At 74.9% G+C, this 18,102-nt stretch carries 9 protein-coding genes; all 9 read left to right on the forward strand.

What is annotated here, in order from left to right; all coding sequences use genetic code 11:
* Positions 1-368 precede the first annotated feature (368 nt).
* Positions 369-1,805 carry an endo-1,4-beta-xylanase gene (locus tag IE308_RS08195; RefSeq protein ID WP_110631833.1) on the forward strand — a complete coding sequence of 479 codons (1,437 nt, stop codon included), beginning with the start codon at positions 369-371 and terminating at the stop codon, positions 1,803-1,805.
* A gap of 170 nt (positions 1,806-1,975) precedes the next feature.
* Entirely contained in the window at positions 1,976-2,713 is a 738-nt protein-coding gene (locus tag IE308_RS08200; RefSeq protein WP_190217185.1) for a Crp/Fnr family transcriptional regulator, read from the forward strand.
* Between the two features lie 246 nt (positions 2,714-2,959).
* Entirely contained in the window at positions 2,960-3,970 is a 1,011-nt protein-coding gene (locus IE308_RS08205; RefSeq protein ID WP_190217186.1) for a hypothetical protein, read from the forward strand.
* Positions 3,967-6,777: a hypothetical protein gene (locus IE308_RS08210; protein ID WP_190217187.1), complete on the forward strand. Its 2,811-nt coding sequence runs from the start codon at positions 3,967-3,969 to the stop codon at positions 6,775-6,777. Before IE308_RS08205 ends, IE308_RS08210 begins: the two co-directional genes overlap by 4 nt.
* Complete coding sequence (locus IE308_RS08215; protein WP_190217188.1) at positions 6,774-8,054, forward strand: hypothetical protein; 1,281 nt, start codon at positions 6,774-6,776, stop codon at positions 8,052-8,054. The genes IE308_RS08210 and IE308_RS08215 overlap by 4 nt, the downstream gene beginning before the upstream one ends.
* A complete protein-coding gene (locus tag IE308_RS08220; RefSeq protein WP_190217189.1) occupies positions 8,051-8,572 on the forward strand; it encodes a Pycsar system effector family protein in 522 nt (173 codons plus the stop codon). The genes IE308_RS08215 and IE308_RS08220 overlap by 4 nt, the downstream gene beginning before the upstream one ends.
* A 108-nt stretch (positions 8,573-8,680) precedes the next feature.
* Positions 8,681-11,167, forward strand: coding sequence for a vWA domain-containing protein (locus IE308_RS08225; RefSeq protein WP_190217190.1), 2,487 nt, complete (start codon positions 8,681-8,683; stop codon positions 11,165-11,167).
* Positions 11,168-11,316: 149 nt separating this feature from the next.
* Positions 11,317-15,180 carry a tubulin-like doman-containing protein gene (locus IE308_RS08230; protein WP_190217191.1) on the forward strand — a complete coding sequence of 1,288 codons (3,864 nt, stop codon included), beginning with the start codon at positions 11,317-11,319 and terminating at the stop codon, positions 15,178-15,180.
* A complete protein-coding gene (locus IE308_RS08235) occupies positions 15,177-18,077 on the forward strand; it encodes a hypothetical protein (protein ID WP_190217192.1) in 2,901 nt (966 codons plus the stop codon). Before IE308_RS08230 ends, IE308_RS08235 begins: the two co-directional genes overlap by 4 nt.
* The last annotated feature ends 25 nt before the right edge of the window (positions 18,078-18,102 follow it).

Consider the following 18,102-nt stretch of genomic DNA (forward strand, 5'->3'; position numbering starts at 1 on the left):
CCGAACGGCGTCAACCCTTCTCGCATGTGTCGACAGCCGGGCCGAAACATCTGACGTGAACTCGGCTTGAAACGCACGTTCTTCGCAGCACCGCCCGACTGATCGGCCGGTCCCACGGCTCAGTTGGCGTGGTAGGGGACTTCGAAACATTCGAAGAAAAATCAGAAAGTTACTGTGTGACGAGTATTGACGATGCGTCATCGCTGCCCCAACCATTTGGGCCTGAGAAACCGGCCGCAGGTCGATATCCCGAACCACATGGGCCTCGAGTTCGTGCTCTCCGGCAGCGTCCGGTCGCTCCGTGCTGCCCGGGCTCCGGCCCGCCTGCGCACCCGCACTTCCGTGATGTCCACCTTGGAGGCACAGTGATGGGCTCCTCCGCCCTCCCCAGACCAACAGCCCGCCGGACCATCCGCGGCCTGCTGCTGACACCGCTCGTCGGCGTCCTCGCCGCGGCCGCCGCACTGGTCACGCCGCCGACCGCGCACGCCGCCGAGAGCACGCTGGGCGCCGCGGCGGCGCAGAGCGGCCGCTACTTCGGCACCGCCATCGCCTCGGGCCGGCTCGGCGACTCGACGTACACGTCGATCGCGAGCCGCGAGTTCAACATGGTGACGGCCGAGAACGAGATGAAGATCGACGCCACCGAGCCGCAGCGGGGCCAGTTCAACTTCACCGCCGGCGACCGCGTCTACAACTGGGCCGTGCAGAACGGCAAGAAGGTGCGCGGCCACACCCTGGCCTGGCACTCCCAGCAGCCCAGCTGGATGCAGAGCCTCAGCGGCAGCACCCTGCGCCAGGCGATGATCGACCACATCAACGGCGTGATGGCCCACTACAAGGGCAAGATCGCCCAGTGGGACGTCGTCAACGAGGCCTTCTCCGACGACGGTTCGGGCGGCCGGCGCGACTCCAACCTGCAGCGCACCGGCAACGACTGGATCGAGGTCGCCTTCCGCACCGCGCGCGCCGCCGATCCGGCGGCCAAGCTCTGCTACAACGACTACAACATCGAGAACTGGACCTGGGCCAAGACCCAGGGCGTGTACAACATGGTCCGCGACTTCAAGTCGCGCGGTGTGCCGATCGACTGCGTCGGCTTCCAGTCGCACTTCAACAGCGGCAGCCCGTACAACAGCAACTTCCGCACCACCCTGCAGAACTTCGCCGCCCTCGGCGTCGACGTGGCCATCACCGAGCTCGACATCCAGGGCGCCTCGTCCTCGACCTACGCCGCCGTGACCAACGACTGCCTGGCCGTCTCGCGCTGCCTCGGCATCACCGTCTGGGGCGTGCGCGACAGCGACTCCTGGCGGTCCGGTGACACGCCGCTGCTGTTCAACAACGACGGCAGCAAGAAGCCTGCCTACACCGCCGTCCTCAACGCGCTCAACGGCGGCTCCACCACCACGCCTCCCCCCACCACCGGCGGCCAGATCAAGGGCGTCGGCTCGGGCCGCTGCCTGGACGTGCCCAACTCCAGCACCACCGACGGCACCCAGGTCCAGCTGTGGGACTGCAACAGCGGCACGAACCAGCAGTGGACGTCCACGGACGCGGGCGAGCTCCGGGTCTACGGCAACAAGTGCCTGGACGCCGCCGGCACGGGCAACGGCGCCAAGGTGCAGATCTACAGCTGCTGGGGCGGCGACAACCAGAAGTGGCGCCTCAACTCCGACGGTTCCATCACCGGCGTCCAGTCCGGCCTCTGCCTGGACGCCGTCGGCACCGGCACGGCGAACGGCACCCTGATCCAGCTCTACACCTGCTCGGGCGGCAGCAACCAGCGCTGGACCCGTACCTGACCAAACGTGGGTCCTGGGTCGCCGTCCCGCCGGGGCGGCGGCCCTTTTCGTTGTCCGCCGGGACGGCTCCTTGGCGCCGGGGCGCGGGTACAGTGGCAGGCCCCATCCGCTTCATCCTTTCCCGGGCCCCTCGGCCGGACCTTCCGGCCTCTGCCGGAAGCGACGGATTCATGGCTCTGGTGGTACAGGACCGCACGTTTCTCGATGTCCTCAGCGCCGAAGCACGGAAGGATCTGTTCCGGATCAGTGTGGAGCGGACGTTCCGGGCGGACGAGCACCTCCTGCGGGAGCAGGACGACAGCAGCCATGTGCTGGTGCTGCTGGAGGGGTGGGCCGTGGTGTCGACGGCGACCGACCGGTCCTCCGCCAGGTTGATCCTGGCACTGCGCCGACGCGGTGAGGTCGTCGGCGAAATGGCCGCGTTGGGCGGCATCGCGCGCAGCGCCTCCGTCACCGCGCTCGGTCCGGTGCGGACCCTCGTGGTGCCCGGCGCCCGGTTCCGCGCGTTCGCCGGGCGCGACCCCGAGGTGTCGGCGCTGCTCATGGCCCAGCTCGTCTCCCGGCTGCGCACCGCCGACGAGGAGCGGCGCACGCTCGCCTCCCTGACCGTCATCCAGCGGGTGGCCGGGCGGCTGCTGGAGCTCGGGGAGCTCCAGCGGGCGGCCTCCGGTCGGGCGGGCACGCGGGACACGGGTGGGCCCGGGGACGAGTTCCCGGTGCTCGCGCAGTTCGCCCAGCACGACCTCGCGGACGCCGTCGGCGCCACCCGCGAGGCCGTCGCCAAGTCGCTGCGGCTGCTGCGGGCCGCCGGTGTCGTCCGGACCCGGCCCCGCCGCATCGAGCTGATCGACCACGACGCGCTGCGCCTACTGGCGGCCGGCGGGAACATCGGGTTCCCGGCTCCCTGAGCGACTCTTCGTACGGCTGTTCCCCTCCCCCAGCAGTCACCCCTGCCCCCATGCGTGTGACCACGCGGCTGTCAAGGGCAGCCCGGGGTTGTGTGGAAGTGCGGGGCGCAGAACGGCACAGCGTGCAAGGCGCGCGTTTTCGGAGCGCGATCCATGTGCTGCCACCCGATGTGTAAACGACCACATCGTGAGTCGGCGTGAGCCGCCATGCTGACGGTCAGTCACTGCACTAGAGGGGGGTGGCAGATGGCTGATGGAGCCGTCTACAAGACCTTGATGAGCGTGGACACCCGGGAATCGGGCAGCTACCTCGACGGCGCGAAACGGCGGATGCGCGCACGGATCTACGACCTGGCCCACGCGTCCTTCGCGGCGGCGGGCGTGGCGAGGTCCATGCTCCACCTGGAGGACCGGGGGGACGGGTTCATCGCCGCGGTGGACGCGCGCATCCCGCCCGTCAGGCTGCTCGGCACCTGGCTGGCGGAGATGCACCAGCGGCAGCGGGTGGGGAACGAGGATCTGGCACGCCGCCTCGGCCTGCGCGTCGGACTGCACGTGGGTCCGGTGGAGCACGACGAGGAGGGGTTGTCGGGCCATGCGATGGACCTCGTCTGCCGGCTGGCGGACTCACCGGTGACGCGCACGGTGCTGGACCGCTCGGGGCGCGATCTGGTCCTCGTGGTCTCCGCCTCACTGCACCACGAGGTGGTCCGGCACGGTGGGCGGTTCGTGGAGCCTTCCGCGTACCGCTCGGCCCGGGTCGCGCTGAAGGAGGGCCCCGTCACCGCGTGGTTCCACGTGCCCGGCGAGGCCCGGCCCCGGGTTCCGGGTGACGAGGGGTTCGACACGCTTCCCGTGGACGCGTCTTCGGGGGAGAACGGGGGTGGCGCGTCCACGGGAGCCGAGGCGGAGGGCCGGCCGGGACCGGGCAAGGACGCGGGGCACGCCGCTCCGGACCCGGCCGGCCGGCCCGCCGCCGACGGTGATCCCCGGGTGCCCGGGACAGAGGCGTGGCCGGTGGACACCGGTTCCGGTGCCCACTGGGACATCAAGGTGGAGGGCGGCACCAGCGTCGTCCAGGACCGCGCGACCTTCCGGGGACCGGTCCGCTTCGGGGGCGGCGGGGGCGCGGACCACGAGGACTGGCCGACCCGCGGCGACAGAGGGCTCGAAGGCCGGGGGGCGGCCGACGACAGCGCCCCGAACGACAGCCGGAGCATGGGGCAGGACAACGGCTCGACGGAGAACCCGCGTTGAGCGGCGACGGCGAGCACGCAGGCGCCGAGAGCCCCGGAGGAGTCCAGGGCGCGTCTCCCGGACCGGACCAGTGGCGGGCCGGGGACGAACCAGCGGGGCAGGACGGTGAACGGCGGTCCGGCCGGGATTCCGGCAAGGACGCCGAAGGGGAGACAGGGCCGGACGGCGCCCCGGACAGGGCGGACGAGGCGGAGCGCGCGGAGCGGCGGGACCGTCAGGAAGAGCGCTTCCGGGAGGCGACCGGGGACCCGCTGGCCGACTCGGGCGTGCCCGGTGAGGCACGCGCCGCGGCCCGGGTCCAGCGGGCCGCGCAGGCCCGGTTCGACATCCGGGGCAACAGCAGCGTCTTCGACCGGACCAGCTTCGACCGCGCCCACTTCGGCGATGTCTACATAGGCGCCCGGGACACGGCGGCTCCGGTCTTCGGGGACGTGCCCGAAGACGAGTTGGACCGGCTGCGCCAGGTCTACCGGGCCCCGGCGGGCTACCCGACGCTGAAGCGGGTGCTCCGCGCGCGCCGGGTGCTGGTGCTGGGCGGCCCGCCCGGCACGGGCCGCCTCACCACCGGGCTCTGCCTGCTGGACGAAGTCACCACCGCCGTACGCGACACGGCGTCCGGCGCCGGGGAACCCGTACCCGAGGCGGCGGAAGCCGACGGCCGGAGGGGCACCGGAGTCCTCACCCGGGGGCGGGTCACCCGGCTCGCCCCGTCCGACCTGAGGCTGCTGTCCGCCGACCCGGGCGCGGTGGCATCCGGTGTGCGGGACGGTGGCGGTCTGCTCGCCCAACTTCCCGAGAACGCGGGAGATTTCGCCCCGCCGCAGGAGCTGCACCTCGACGCCCTGGCCGCGAGGCTCGCCGCGAAGGGGTCGTACGCGGTGCTGGTCGTCTCCCCCTCCTCGCCCGCCGGGCATCTGCTGGCGGGGCGCTACGGGCTGGCCTGCCCACCGGCACCAGCCGGGGAACTGCTGGAGTGGCAGCTCGTACGCCACCTCGCGGACTGCCCGGACCCGGACGCGCTGGGCCGGGGCGAACAGATCCTCAAGCACCCGCTGTTCCTGGACGCGCTGGGCATCCTCCCGGAGGCGCTGCGGCCGTCCGAGACCGAGCTGGTCGCGGAACGGGTGGCCCGGCATGTGCGGGGCGAGCTGAGCCGGGACGCGCTCTTGGACGCCTGCGGCCGGATCGCGCGCCGGCAGGCCCGCGAGTGGTTCACCGGGACGGCCGACCCGCTGCCCCCGGCGCCCGAGCCCGGCCCGGCCGGAGCGGACGGGCCGGTGGACACCGCCGCACCCCGGGTGCGGGAGGCCTCGTTCCGGATCGCGCTCGCGGTGCTGGACGGGGAGGCGGTCAGCTCGGTGGCCGACGCCGCCGAACTTCTCGCCCAGCAGATCCTCGCCGTACGGACACCCGGGCGGGCACACGGACGGCCGGTGTTCGCGGAGGACCTGGAGGGCCTGCTCGCCGCCTGCCGGGCCGAGGTGCGCACCGCCGAGGAGGAGTCGGTGGGCGGGGTGCCCGTGCCGGTCCGCACGGTCGCCTACCGGGGCACGGCGCTGGCGGGCTCGGTGCTGGCCGAGGTCTGGCACCGGCATCACGCGGCGCGCGGTCCCGTGGCACGCTGGCTGCGCGATCTGGCGGTCGACCCCCGACCGCAGGTCTGGGTGCGCGCCGCGGTCGTGGCGGGCGAACTCGCCACCGCCGACCTCGGGTACGGCTTCGCGGAGCTGATCCGGCCGCTGTCGGTGGCCAAGGACACCCGGCGCCGCTTCTTCGCCGCGACCGCGCTCTCCCAGGCCGCGGGCCGCGAGCCATACCGGTCGGCGGTGCGCGGCGTGGTCACGGACTGGGCGGACGCCCCCGTGCCGGCACTGCGCTGGACGGCGGCGCTGGCCCTCGGCTCCGGACGGATCGTGGACGACACCCGGCAAGCCATGGAGCTGCTGTGCCGCATCGGCGGCCGGGACGAGGGCGCCCAGGCGCTCGTCGCCTCCTACGGCGCGACCCGGCTGGTGGCCGGCAGCCGGGCCGGGGAGGCGGCCACCGTGCTGCGCGAGTGGTCCGAGAACGGCTCCGCCGAGCAGCTGAACCTGGCGATGCTCTGTGCCGTACGGCTGTTCTGCGCGCGGACCGACGACATGTGGCAGGCGGAGGAGCGCGACGGGCCCGGCGCGCCGCCCGCTGACGCCGCCACGTCCGTCCCGGCGTCCGTCAGCCGGGTGTGGGGGCCGGGCGGGGTGCGGCTCGCGGGCCGGATGCCGGGGCAGCCGGGCGGTGCCGGGCAGCACGCCCGGACCGGGCAGGACGAACGGCCGCCGGTGCCGCGCGCGTCGGTCGAGGTGACCGACGCGGAGCTGGCCCGGCGTGCGCACTGGCCGCTCGTGCCGGCCGTGGCCGTGGCGGTGGAGAGCGCGGCCGAGCCGCTGGCCGACCTGCTGTGGCGGTCGCTGGCGAACCGGCTGTCGCACCAGGCCGCGACGGAGGGCCTGGCGACCTGGCTGCGGGCCGCCGAGGCGGACGCCGTGGTACCCGGACGGGCAGGCCGCACCTATGTGTTCGAGCAGGCGGCCGGGGACGGACCGGCCGACGGCACCGCCGGACGGCCCGGGGAGATCCTCCAGGCGCTGCTGTGGCTGCTGCCCCGGATGATCCGCGACCGTCGGGACGCCGAACGGTTGCGCTGGCTGCTGCGGTTGCTGGTGGACGCGCCGGAGGAACCGATGACCGCCGCCTTCGCCCGCCATGTGGTGGCCGCGATGGCGGCGGCGGGACGCGGCCGGAGCGGCCGGGGGGAGGAGCACAGGTGACGTCGGGACAGGAAGAGGAACTGGTCATCCCGGAGAACCTCGCCGGGCCGTTCCTGCACGAACGGAAGGTCGGGGGACGGGGGTTCAGGCACATGGGCGCACAGGTGGCCTCCGTGCTCTACTACCAGGACGGCGGGCACAGCGTGATCACCGCGCGGGGCGCCGACCACCGCGACCGGATCAGCCGGTGGTCCCGGCCGAGCAGTGTCTGCGAGGTCGCCTGCGGGCGGCACACGACCTCGTTCGCGCTGAAGCTGCCCGCGCACGGCTCGGCGACCTTCTTCGAGACCCGGGTGAAGCTGCGCTGGGAGGTCGTCGACTACCGGCTGGTCGTGGAGAAGCGCCTGTTCAGCGTCGAGGAGGACCTCGGCCCGGAGATCGTGGACCGCCTCCAGGGCGTCACCAGCCGGTACTCCGTGGACCAGGCGCACGAGGCCAACCAGGCCGTCCGGCTGGATATCGAGGCGGGCCGCTGGGCCGACCTCGGGCGGGAGGTGGGGCTGCGCACCAAGGTGTTCGTCGAGGTCGGCACCGACCGCACGCAGATCGGCTTCGTCAGCCAGTCCCGCAAGGACGAAGCGGAGGCCCAGCGGGTGAGCGCCCGCTTCCGGGGGTTCGCGGCGATCGCGCACGGCACCGACGCGGAGAAGTACGCCTATCTGATGGCGTCCGGCGGCACCGCCGAGGTCGGCCGGCTCATCAAGATGATGCTGGAGAGCCAGGCCGAGGAGCAGCGCGCCAACCGCGAGTTCTTGGTCCGGATGGCACACGAGGGACGGGTCAACACCCCCGAACTGGACGCGTACATCCGCCGGATGGTGCTCCCTGGCCAGCCGGCCGGGCAGCTCCCGCCCCCGGCGCTGGAACCCCGCGCCGCGCTGCCGCCCGCGCCCGTCGCCCCGGCCCCGACCGCAGCGGCACGGCAGGACTGGCCGGACACCCCGGCCGCCGGGGACGCGGACCCGTACGACACCCCGGAGCGCGGGACGGCGCGGACCGCCGGGCCGCCGCGCCAGGAGGAGGACGACTGGTGGGGAGAGCCGCAGGAGGTCGTCGCGTACGAGACGGGCCCCGCGGCGGCGCGGGACGGCTACGACACGTCCGCGCACCTCGACGGCCACGGCTACGCGCACGCGTACGGCGGTAGCTCCCCAGGTGCCGGGCGCACGGAGTCCGCGGCGGGATCCGCGTCCGGTGCGGGATCCCGTGAGGGGGCCGGCGAGGACGACGACATCTGGGGCGACCCGTCGGACGGCGCCCCGGGCGGCGGACGATGACGGCCGCACCGGGCGCGCCGACGGCCGCCGTCGCGGAGGCGCGGTACGTCGCCGAGCGGCTGCTCGCCACGGTCCGCGAGGACACCGGGCGGGCGGACGTCAAGGCGTCGGTGCTGCTGTCGGTGACCCTGGGGGTGCCGCCCCTGGTCGCCGGGGTCGGGCAGCGCCCGCCGGACCGGCCCTCCGTGCTGTGGCTGGTGCTGGTCGTGGCGGGGCTGCTGATGTGGCTGGCGGGGTCCGTTTCACTCGTTCGGGCGGTGCTGCCGCACGGCGGAACTGAGCGGGTGGGGCCCGGCATCACCTTCTTCGCCGACGTCGTCGCGGTGCACGCGGCGACCGGGTCGGGCGGCGTGGCGGAGGCGGTCGGAAGAGCGGGCGAGGACGTCACGGCCTGGCTGCTCACCCAGGCCGTCGATCACAGCCACATCCTCGTCCGGAAGTACCGGTGCATCCGCTGGGGAGCGATCTGGCTGGTGCCGGGGGCGCTGTCGGCGACGGCCGGGCTGACGCTCGGCTGATCCCGGCGCGCCGGGGGGGAGAGAGAACCGGGCGGGCACCAGCCGCCGGCACCGGGGGCGCACGCGGGCCCACGCAGGTCCCGCACGCCCGACATCTACGCCTATCACATGACATCTGAGGGGGACGACATGGACGCACACGACACCGCACCGGTGCGCGGCGGCCCGAGGCGCGCGGCACGGGGGCGAGGGGGACGTACGGCGTCCGACCCCCGTACGGCGCCTGCAAGACGGCTGGGGCCGTCCGGGGTCCGGCGGACCGCCGCCGTGCTGGCGCTGCTGCTGCTCGGGCCGGCCGCACTCGGCCGGACGGCGCAGCCCACGCCGCTCGCCCCGGCCGCGTCGGACGCCACGGACGCCGTGGACCTGGCCGTCGCGGTGGACGAGTCGAGCAGTCTGAGCGCGGCCGACGTGGAGCGGGAGCGGGACGCCGCCGGACGGATCGCCGTCGGGGAGATCTCCCCGGCGTCGCGGATGACCGTCCTGGGGTTCGCCAGCGCCGACAACGACGACCAGAGCCCGGTGGACGAGGTGTGCCCGACCACCGCACTCGACGCGGTGGCCCGGGAGAAGATGGACGACTGCCTCCGCCGGCTGGCCCGGCGCGGCCCGGGACGGGGCACCGGGACCGACTTCCCGAACGCGATCCGGCAGGGCGTGACCCGGCTGAGCGAACACGGCGGCAGCCGCCCGCGCATCCTCTTCCTGCTCACCGACGGCAAGCTGGACGTGAGCGGCAGCCCCTCCTACGGCACGGACGTGGACAGCCGCGAGGAGAACGGCCGCCGCGAGCTGACCAAGGCGCTGGCCGAGGCCCGCGCCGCCAAGGTGCAGATCTGGCCGCTCGGCTTCGGCGACGACCTCGACATGGACGCGCTGGGGGACATGGCGGAAGGCGGCTACCGGGGCGGCTGCACCGACCTGGAGGCGGCCCGCCCCCGCGCGGACAGAGCGACGGATTCCCAGACCCTGGGCGACGCCGTGCAGCGTGCCTTCGCCGGGGCCCGCTGCCTGGTCACCGACCCGCCACGCAAGGACACCCCGCCGGCGGACATCTCCGTACCGCTGTCCCCGCTGGCGACGCTCGCCACCATCGTCGTCTCCAAGGGCGACCGCGCGGTGCGGGCCACGTACTACGACCCGCGCGGCCGGAAGATCGAGCCCGGCAGCCGGTCCGACGGCTCGACGTTCACGCTGGCCGGGTCCGGGGGCGAGGTGGAGTCGCTGCGCATCACGGACCCCCGGCCGGGCCGATGGCAGGTCCGGCTCGACGCTCCTGAGGGGCACCGGGAGCGGCTGGCCAGTGTCTCCGTGCAGTGGCGGGGGGCCGTGCGTTCCTCCATCGTCCTGACGCCCGCCGCGCCCCGGCCGGGTGAGAAGGCCCGCGTCGAGCTGACCCTCCAGACCCGGGACGAGCAGGGCATCGGAGACCCGGCGGACCTGCGCCGGCTGAAGGTCTCCGGACGGCTGACCGGCGACGGTTTCGCACCCCTGGACCTCGCGCTCGCCGACGACGGGGAGAGGGGCGACAAGGAGGACGACGACGGCCGCTTCACCGGCACCGTGACGATCCCCCGGCAAGCGACGGGCGCGGTCAAGGCCGTCGGAGTGCTCGGTGCCGTCGGACTCACCGCCGACCACCGCCCGTTCCTGACCCGCATCGCCTCGCCCAACCCCGAGGTACGCGCCGGACTCCGGGTGGGCGATGCCGAGGTGCACCCCGGCGGCAGTGTGCCGTTCCGGCTGCTGGCGTCCAACGACTCGGACCGGCCACACACCCTGCGCCTTACGCTGCGGGACACCCAGCCGGGCGCCGTCGCCCTCTCCCTCACCGAGGTCACACTGGCCCCCGGCGACTCCGTGGACCGGGCCGGCCGGCTCACCGTCGGCGGCGAGCTGAGCCCGCGCGCACTGACCGCGCGGATGGAGGTGTCCGACGCGGACGACGCTGCCGGGCCGCTCGACGCGAAGCTGGTGCAGGTGGACGTCACACCGGTGCCCTCCTGGCCGCACCGGGTCTGGGACGCGTGGTGGTGGGCGCTGGTGACCGGTGCCGTGCTGCTGGCCGCACTGCTCGGCGGGTTCGTGTGGCACCGCAGGCAGGTACGCGAGGACGTCTCACCGGGCGGACTGCTGCTCCGGCTCAGCGTGTCCGACGACTCCGGGGAGTGGACGACCAGCGAGACGGCGGTGCCCCGCAAACGCGACCCCTGGTACCGGTTCGACGTCTCCGACCCGGACGGCCCCAGCCCCCGTCTGGACCCGCGCCCCACCGGCCGGTACGCCGTGCAGCGCGACCCGAGTACCGGGTTCCGGCTGCGCGCTCCGGACGGGCGCGACCAGTCGTATCCGCTGGGCCGTGACGTCCCGCTGGAGGGCCGGGTCCGGCTGCGGGCGGAACGCGGCACGGGCGGGCGGCCCGCCGCCCGGCGGCCGGGACGGCCCCGGTGGCTCGCGGACCTGCTGCCCCGGCAGCGGACGCCCGTCACGGCACCGTCCGACCGCAGGGACGCGTACGACCCGGGAGGGCGGGACTCGTACGGGGGTTCCTCGTACGGCGGTTCCTCGTACGACGAATTCGACGAGGCCACCTGACACCGGACGGCGGACGACCGGGGTCGGCCGCCCGCGAGGCGGCCCGGCCACCGGAACCGCACCACCACCCCACGGCAGGTCCGCTCACGGGACCTGGGGGCCCATCGAACGCCCGGTGCACATGCACCGGACAGGGGGGAATCGAAGCGATGAAGATCTTCCAGCCGATGCTGTTCGTCGGCCTCGGCGGCACGGGCGGCCTGATCGGCGCCGAACTGGAGCGACGGCTGCGCGCCGAACTCTGCGGCCCGGACGGCACCGCCCTCACCGCCAACGGCCGGCTGCCCCACGAGCTGCCCGGTTGCCTGCAGTTCGTGTACGCCGACTACAGCGAGGCGGAACTGCACCGGCTGCCGCACCTGAGCGCGGACACCGCGCTGCGGCAGGCCTACAGCCGCACCTCGCGCGCCACGCACGACCTGCTGCCCGCCGACTACGACAGTTCACCCGAGGTGACCCGGATGCTGCGCGCGCTGCTGCGCGACGAGGTGTCCGACTGGCTGCCGCCGCACGGCGGCGAACCCAAGATCAATCCGCTGCGCAACGGTGCCGGCCAGCTGCCCACGGTGGGCCGCGCCGCCCTGTTCGCCACCCTCGCCAACGGTCCCGCGCCGGTGCTGACCCCGCTGCACCGGGCCATCGACGCGATCGCCGGGTCCGGTGGGGAACTGCAGGAGGTGGGCGGCGACAGCATCAACGGCTGCGACGTGTTCGTGGCGTTCTCGGTGGCCGGCGGGACCGGCGCGGGCATCTTCCTCGACTACCTGCACCTGATCGGGCAGGCGTTCAAGGACAAGAAGTTCCGGGGTGCGCGGATCTATCCGCTGGTGGTCATGCCGTCGGCGTTCCCCGAGGCCAAGGGCGGCGGCCGGGAGGCCGAACTCAACGCCGCCCGCGCGGTGGTGGACCTGTCCCGGCTGGTGGACGAGCAGAACGCGCCGGACGCGGAGGCCGAACTGGGCGACGTGGACCTCCAGGAGTCGCTGCGCATCCGCTACCCGCAGACCCACCCGGTGTCGCTGCGGCCGGGCACCGTGCCCACCGCGTTCCTGTTCAGCCAGACGGCCGGCATCCGCCCCGACGACCTGCGCCGCTCCATCGTCTCCCTGGTGGTGTCCCTGGTCGGCACCGACCTGAACCTGGGCGAGGCCAAGGGCGGCGGACGCGACGACGACTACCAGACCTTCGCCAGCAACTTCGTCAACGGCGACATCAGCCGCCGGACCCGCTCCGCGACCGGAATCGGCCGCAAGGGCATCTCCACCAGCCTGGTCGCGTCGATGACGGCGCCGCTGGACGAGCTGGCCGAGCTGGTCGCGGCCAAGATGCTGGCCCACGCGGTGACCGGGCTGACCGACGCCTCCGCCGCCGTACCGCATGCGACGGCGCCGCTGGTCCGGGAGATGTTCACCGCCGCCGGGCTGGGCGAGCTGTGGCGGCGGGAGCGGCTGGAGGTGGCCGCGCCGAACCCGCTGCCGCGCGGCAGCGGCGAGATCGAGTCCGCGCTGCAGGACCGGCTGGATGAGATGCGGCGGTTGCTGGCCGACCTGGAACGGCAGGTGGCGCACCGCATGCCCATGCTGGTGGACGGCTTCTCACCACGCGCGGCGGCCGAGCAACTGCTGTCGAAGACCGACCTCTTCACGCTCGGCCGGGTGGTGTCGGGCGTGCCGGGTGAGACCAGCACGGCGGCCCGGCTGGGCTTCCTGGGCATGCTCGACCGCTGCCGGCAGGACCCGGCGCGGCCCAGCGGGGTCGAGGCGCAGCCGCCGCAGGTGCCGAGGATCAAGGGCCGGGTGGTCGGGCCCCGGCTGCGCTGGACGGACGACGAGGTGGCCGTCGCGCTGGAGGCGCAGGACCGCTGGTACAAGTGGCGGGCCCACACGATCTGGCACCGCGCCTGGAGCGAGCACGAACCCCGCTGGCGGCAGGCCGCGAACCTGCTGCGCAACGACGTGGACGGGATCACCGACGCATTCCGCAAGCACGTGGACGACCAGCCGCGGACGCACGCCGCGCAGGTCAAGGAGCTGTACGACGACCGCGCCGGCGTCTCCTACCTGCTGCCCCCGCAGGGCAACCTGGGCCGCTTCTACCAGGCGCTGATGGAGCGTCTGGTGGAGAGCCACCAGCTCGGGCCCAACGGCGACGAGGCCGCGCTGCTGCACAAGCTGGTCGACGCCGATCTGCGCCGCAGCGCCTTCGCCGCCTCCCGGCACTCCCCCGACGCGGCCGTGTCGGAGGTGAAGGCCGCGTTCAAGCACCGGGTGCAGCGGCTGTTCTCCGAGCGTCCGGACGGACGGCAGGCCCGCGCGCTGCTGCCCAGGATGAGCACGCTGCTGGCCGCCGAGGCGGGCGACACCGAGGCTGCCCAGCAGGTCAGCACGCGGGCGCTGGTGCAGTTCCGGCACAAGCTGGCCGGTCTGCTGCCGGCCGCGTTCACCCCGGAGGGCAACGGGCGGCTGAAGATCCTCATCACCTACCCGGGCTCGCGCCGGATGGCCGTGGACACCTACCTGGAGGATCACCTGCGGCTGCCCCAGGACAGCCAGCGGACCATCGAGTACCGGGCCGTGGACACCGACTCGATCTCCGTGGTGCTCTTCCGCAGCGAGATGAGCCTCACCGAGGTGCCGGAGGCCCGCAAGGTGCTGCGCCAGTGGGCCAGGGCGCAGGAAAGCCGCCGCGACGAGGACGTGCTGCGCTGGCGGCAGCGGCTCGGGTACCGCGACGACTGGCTGGCCAGCACGCCCGACGACCGGGCGCACATCCTCAACCGGCTGCTGTGCGCGCTGTGGAACGGCCAGATCGACTACCAGGGCGACCCGGCGTCCCCGCAGCGGCTGCGCATCCGGCTGCACGACGACGCCGGCCAGGACGCGCTCGGCATCCAGTTGGCGCTCACCGACTTCCAGGACGGCATCTCCAGCTGGGCCGGGCTGCTGCGGGCGTACGAGCGTTGGGCGCTGCTGGCGGAGGAGAACATCGTGCAGAGCTACTGCAAGGTGGTGATGAACACGTTGCCGCGCGGGCTGGGCACCTCGGGAAGCGAGCCCTCGGAGCTGTATCTGAAGCTGGTCCACGAGGTGGCGCCGCGTCAGCTGCGGCTGCTGGACGAGCGGGAACGGCGTTACGGCGCGCGGGTGACCGACTGGACGCGCCGGTTGCGCGAATTCTGGGCGGAGACCCTCCCCGACGCGCTCGACCTGCCCTTCCCGGAGGGCGAGAACCGCGCCCACCCGACCCTGCGCGAGCTGGAGGAGTGGGTCCGCGAGAGCCGGGGCGCGGGCGAGGACCCGCTGCACCCGGAGGCCGGGGAGGGGTGGGCCTCCGACCGGGCCTCGGACGGGTCGCAGGCGCGGGCCTGGGACCGGTCCTGGGAGCAGCGTCCCGCCGAGCGTCCGCAGCGCCCCGGCCCGGCGAACGGCGGGCCGTCCGCCGATCCCTACGGCGTGGCACGCGGCGCCGGGCCCCGGCGCGCCGACGGCTGGGACGTGCCCGCGCACGGCAGGCCGGGCGCCGACGGCGCGCCGGGTTCCGGCAGCCGGCCGGGAGGTGGGCCGTCCGCCCCCGCCGGTGAGGTGCCCGCCGCCCGGCACGGCGGCGACGGGGACATGCGGTGGCCGTCGCCGGCCCAGCACGACGAGCGCACCCGGCACTGGCCGGACACCCCTCCTCCGGCCGGCGCCGTTCCGGCGGAGCGCCCGCGCCAGGAGGCGGGCCGGGCGGCGCCGGCGGACCCGGGCCGGGTCCGGCCGGTGCCGCCTGCCGGCCGGCCCACGGTGGGGCAGGCGCCGGCCGGGTGGCCCACGCCGGGGCCGGCGCCCGCTCGGGCGCCGGAGTACCCGCCCTTCCCCCCCGCCGCCGAACAGGACCCGGGCTGGCCCGGCGCCGGTTCCACCGCGCCGTGGGGCATCTCGGACGCGGACGGCGACGCCGACTGGCCCGACGAGGAGATCACGTCCGACGGCGAGGGCGACGACGCCCGCGAAAGCTGGGAGAGGCACGCGTGAACGCCATGGAATGCCCGGTCGTCGTACTCGACTTCCGGGACGGCCGGGACGTGCCCGGGGACGGCGCCGATCTGCGGCGCCTGGTGGGCGGGCGGCTGCCGGACAGCGGCCGGGCCGGCGCCGGGAACCTGCGGTTCCTGGTCGTGGACGAGCCGGACGGGCTGACGGCGCACGCGGAGGCGTACGAACTGGTGGCCGCCTCGCCGACGCTGGGCGCGGTCAGCCTGCTCTGCCTGGTCGTCGGCGACCTGGAGCGGCGGCGGTCCACGGGCCCGCCGCCCTCGGACGTGCCGGACGAGGCCCTGTCGTACCCGGATCCGGTCCACCGGGAGGCGTCGTACGCGGAGGGCCGCCCGGTGGAGGGTGGGCGTCGGCTGCGGCTGGCGTCCGTGCTGCAGTCCTCCCGTACGGGGGTGCTGTGGGCACCCGATCCGCGGGCGGGGCACGATCCGCGCACCGCCGACCCGGCCGGGGAGACGGAGGCGGCGCTCGTCGCGCTGACCGATCTGCTGCGGGTGCGGGAGATCTTCGACCGGGTGCTGTCCGAACTGCACGACGCCCCGGTGTCGGTGGCCACCCTGTCGCTGCGGGTGCTGGAGCACGACCTGACGCCGGACGCGCGGGACAGCGCGTGGACCGGCGCGCTGGCCCGGTTCGCAGGGGGCGAGGTACCGGTCGCTGTCCTGCCCGCCGGGCAGGATCTCCCGCGGGGACTGGCGGAGTTGCTCGGTCCGGGGCCGGAACGCCCGGTGACGGCGCTGCTGCGTCCGGACGGCCCGGTGGACGCCGCCCGCGCCGCCTGCGTGCGGGCCGTGGACGCCCTTGCCGCTTCCCGGACCGAACTGGGCGCCGCACGGGCGCTTTTGACGGGACGACGGGTCGCGGACGGCGTGCCCTCCGCGCTGGCACGGGCGGTGGAATCGCTGCACCGGTACCGGGACGTGGTGGCCCGGGTGCTGCGGGACAGCGGCTCGCCCGGTGTCCCGCACGGCGACGCACTGGCCCGGCTCGCCGACGGGGGCGTGGCGCTGCCGGAGGAGACGTGGGGACGCCGGTCGCGCGGCGGCGACTCGGACGAGGGGCTGCAGCGCTGCACCGCGCGCTGGCTGGCCTCGGGGCTGCCCCTGCGCGCGGTCGCGGCCCGGCTGACGGCGCTCGCCGAACGGGTCGCCCCGGTGCCGTCCGCCGCGCGGCTGCGGGATCTGGAGCGGGCGTGCCCGAAGGAGTCACTGGGGCGGATGTCGGCGGCGGTGCCGCTGTACTTCGCCCGTGCCCGCGCGGGGCAGCTGGTGCCGGCGGCGCTGGCCGCCTTGGTCTCCGCGCTCGCGCCGTGGCCCGGCACGCTGCTCGCGCTGCTGCCCGCGGCGGTGTTCCTGCTCGGCGGCGCGCTGGCCGGCGCGGTCCGGCCGGGCCGGGCGGCGGGCGGCCGGGTGCACCGGGCGGAGGCGGCCCGCGCCGTCGCGCTGGCGGCCGGCGCGGGTGCCGGGTTCGGTCTGTCCGTGCTGGTGAGCGTCCCGCGCGAGCTGGTGCTCGGGGGTGTGCTGATCGGGGTGCTCGGCGCGGCTCTGTGCGTCGGGGCCTGGTGGCGCCGGGGCGTGGCCGACTGGTGGGAGGCGACCGGCACCTCCGAACTCGGGCCGTGCCTGGCCCGGGTGGACGCCGTCCTGGCGGACGCGCTGCGCCGGCAGTGGTGGGCGGCCGAGGAGCGCACCCGGTGCGCGGACCGCGCCCGGACGCTCGCGGCGGTGCTGCGGGGCGCGGCGGTCGAGGCAGATGCGGGACACCCGGTGTCCGGCCCGCCGCACACCTCGGGCGGGGCAGCGGCCGCTGCGGACGGCTGGTCCGACCCCGGCTGGGACGAGTCGTCCTGGGCGGACGACGGCCAGGAGGCCCCCGCCGCCTGGCAGGCCCCGTCGCGGGCGGAGGCGGCACAGGGCTGGGTGACGGAAGCGTACGGGGCATCCCCGAACGGCGCACCGCCGTACGCGGCGGAGCCGCAGGCCTCATCACCGCCGTACGCGGCGGAGCCGCAAGCGTCACAGACGGTCGGACCGCGCCGGTACGCGTCGCACCCGGCCCCGGCGGAGCAGTACTCCCCCGGGCAGAAACCGCAGGGCCAGGACCCGTCGGGGCCGGACTCGTCCTGGCCGGAGGCCGACTGGCCCGACGACCCGCCGGTCGGCGCGTCGGCCGGCGTGCCCGGTGGCCGCGACCGGCATCTCCCCCGGGTGGACCCGCCGTGGCTGCTCCGGGGCTCGGGCGAGGGCGGCCCCGACCTGGTGCCGACCCTCGTGGCGGATCTGGCAGACGCGACGGTTGCCGCGCTGCGCGACCACACCGGCTCCGACGGCGGCGCGGGCGGTGCCGGGCCCGCGGGCGGGGCGCCGACCACGCTGGAGGCCGCCGTGTCCCGGGCCATCGCGGCGGCCGGGCTGCGCCTGCGCGACAACGGGGTGGTGCCCGCCCCGCCCTACGCCCGGCAGGACCGGGTTCGGGCAGACGCCTCGGCGCTGCTGGGCATCGGGGTGCAGCGGGTCCGGGACGTGCTCGACACCGGCTCGGAGCAGGGCAGGCCACTGCTGCTGTGTCCCCCGGCGCAGCTCTCGCTGCTCAGCCGGGACCCGGCCGAGGCGCGGTCCATCGCGTTCGCCCCGCAGGCCGTACGGCCCGAGGTGGAGGTGCGTGCGGGCGGGCCCGGCCCCGACGGCGTACCGGCCGCGATGGTGTGGACGGCGTCCGGCCGCTTCGCCGGCACGCTACGGCTGGTCCCGCTGCGTGCCGGTGTGGTGGAGAACGTGCGCGTGCGCACCTGGGTCGACGACGGCCCGCTCCCCGGCCCCGACCGCGGCACGACCGGAACCGCCCCGGACCCGGGCGAGGAATGGGCGCAGCGGTGAACCGTATCCGTACGACGACGACCGA

It is taken from the genome of Streptomyces griseosporeus (assembly GCF_014656055.1).
In the GTDB taxonomy this organism is placed as follows: Bacteria; Actinomycetota; Actinomycetes; order Streptomycetales; family Streptomycetaceae; genus Streptomyces; species Streptomyces griseosporeus.

Coding starts and splice junctions, on each gene's coding strand:
- IE308_RS08195 (WP_110631833.1), top strand. CDS start 369: ATGGGCTCCTCCGCCCTCCCCAGACCAACAGCCCGCCGGACCATCCGC.
- IE308_RS08200 (WP_190217185.1), top strand. CDS start 1,976: ATGGCTCTGGTGGTACAGGACCGCACGTTTCTCGATGTCCTCAGCGCC.
- IE308_RS08205 (WP_190217186.1), top strand. CDS start 2,960: ATGGCTGATGGAGCCGTCTACAAGACCTTGATGAGCGTGGACACCCGG.
- IE308_RS08220 (WP_190217189.1), top strand. CDS start 8,051: ATGACGGCCGCACCGGGCGCGCCGACGGCCGCCGTCGCGGAGGCGCGG.
- IE308_RS08225 (WP_190217190.1), top strand. CDS start 8,681: ATGACATCTGAGGGGGACGACATGGACGCACACGACACCGCACCGGTG.
- IE308_RS08230 (WP_190217191.1), top strand. CDS start 11,317: ATGAAGATCTTCCAGCCGATGCTGTTCGTCGGCCTCGGCGGCACGGGC.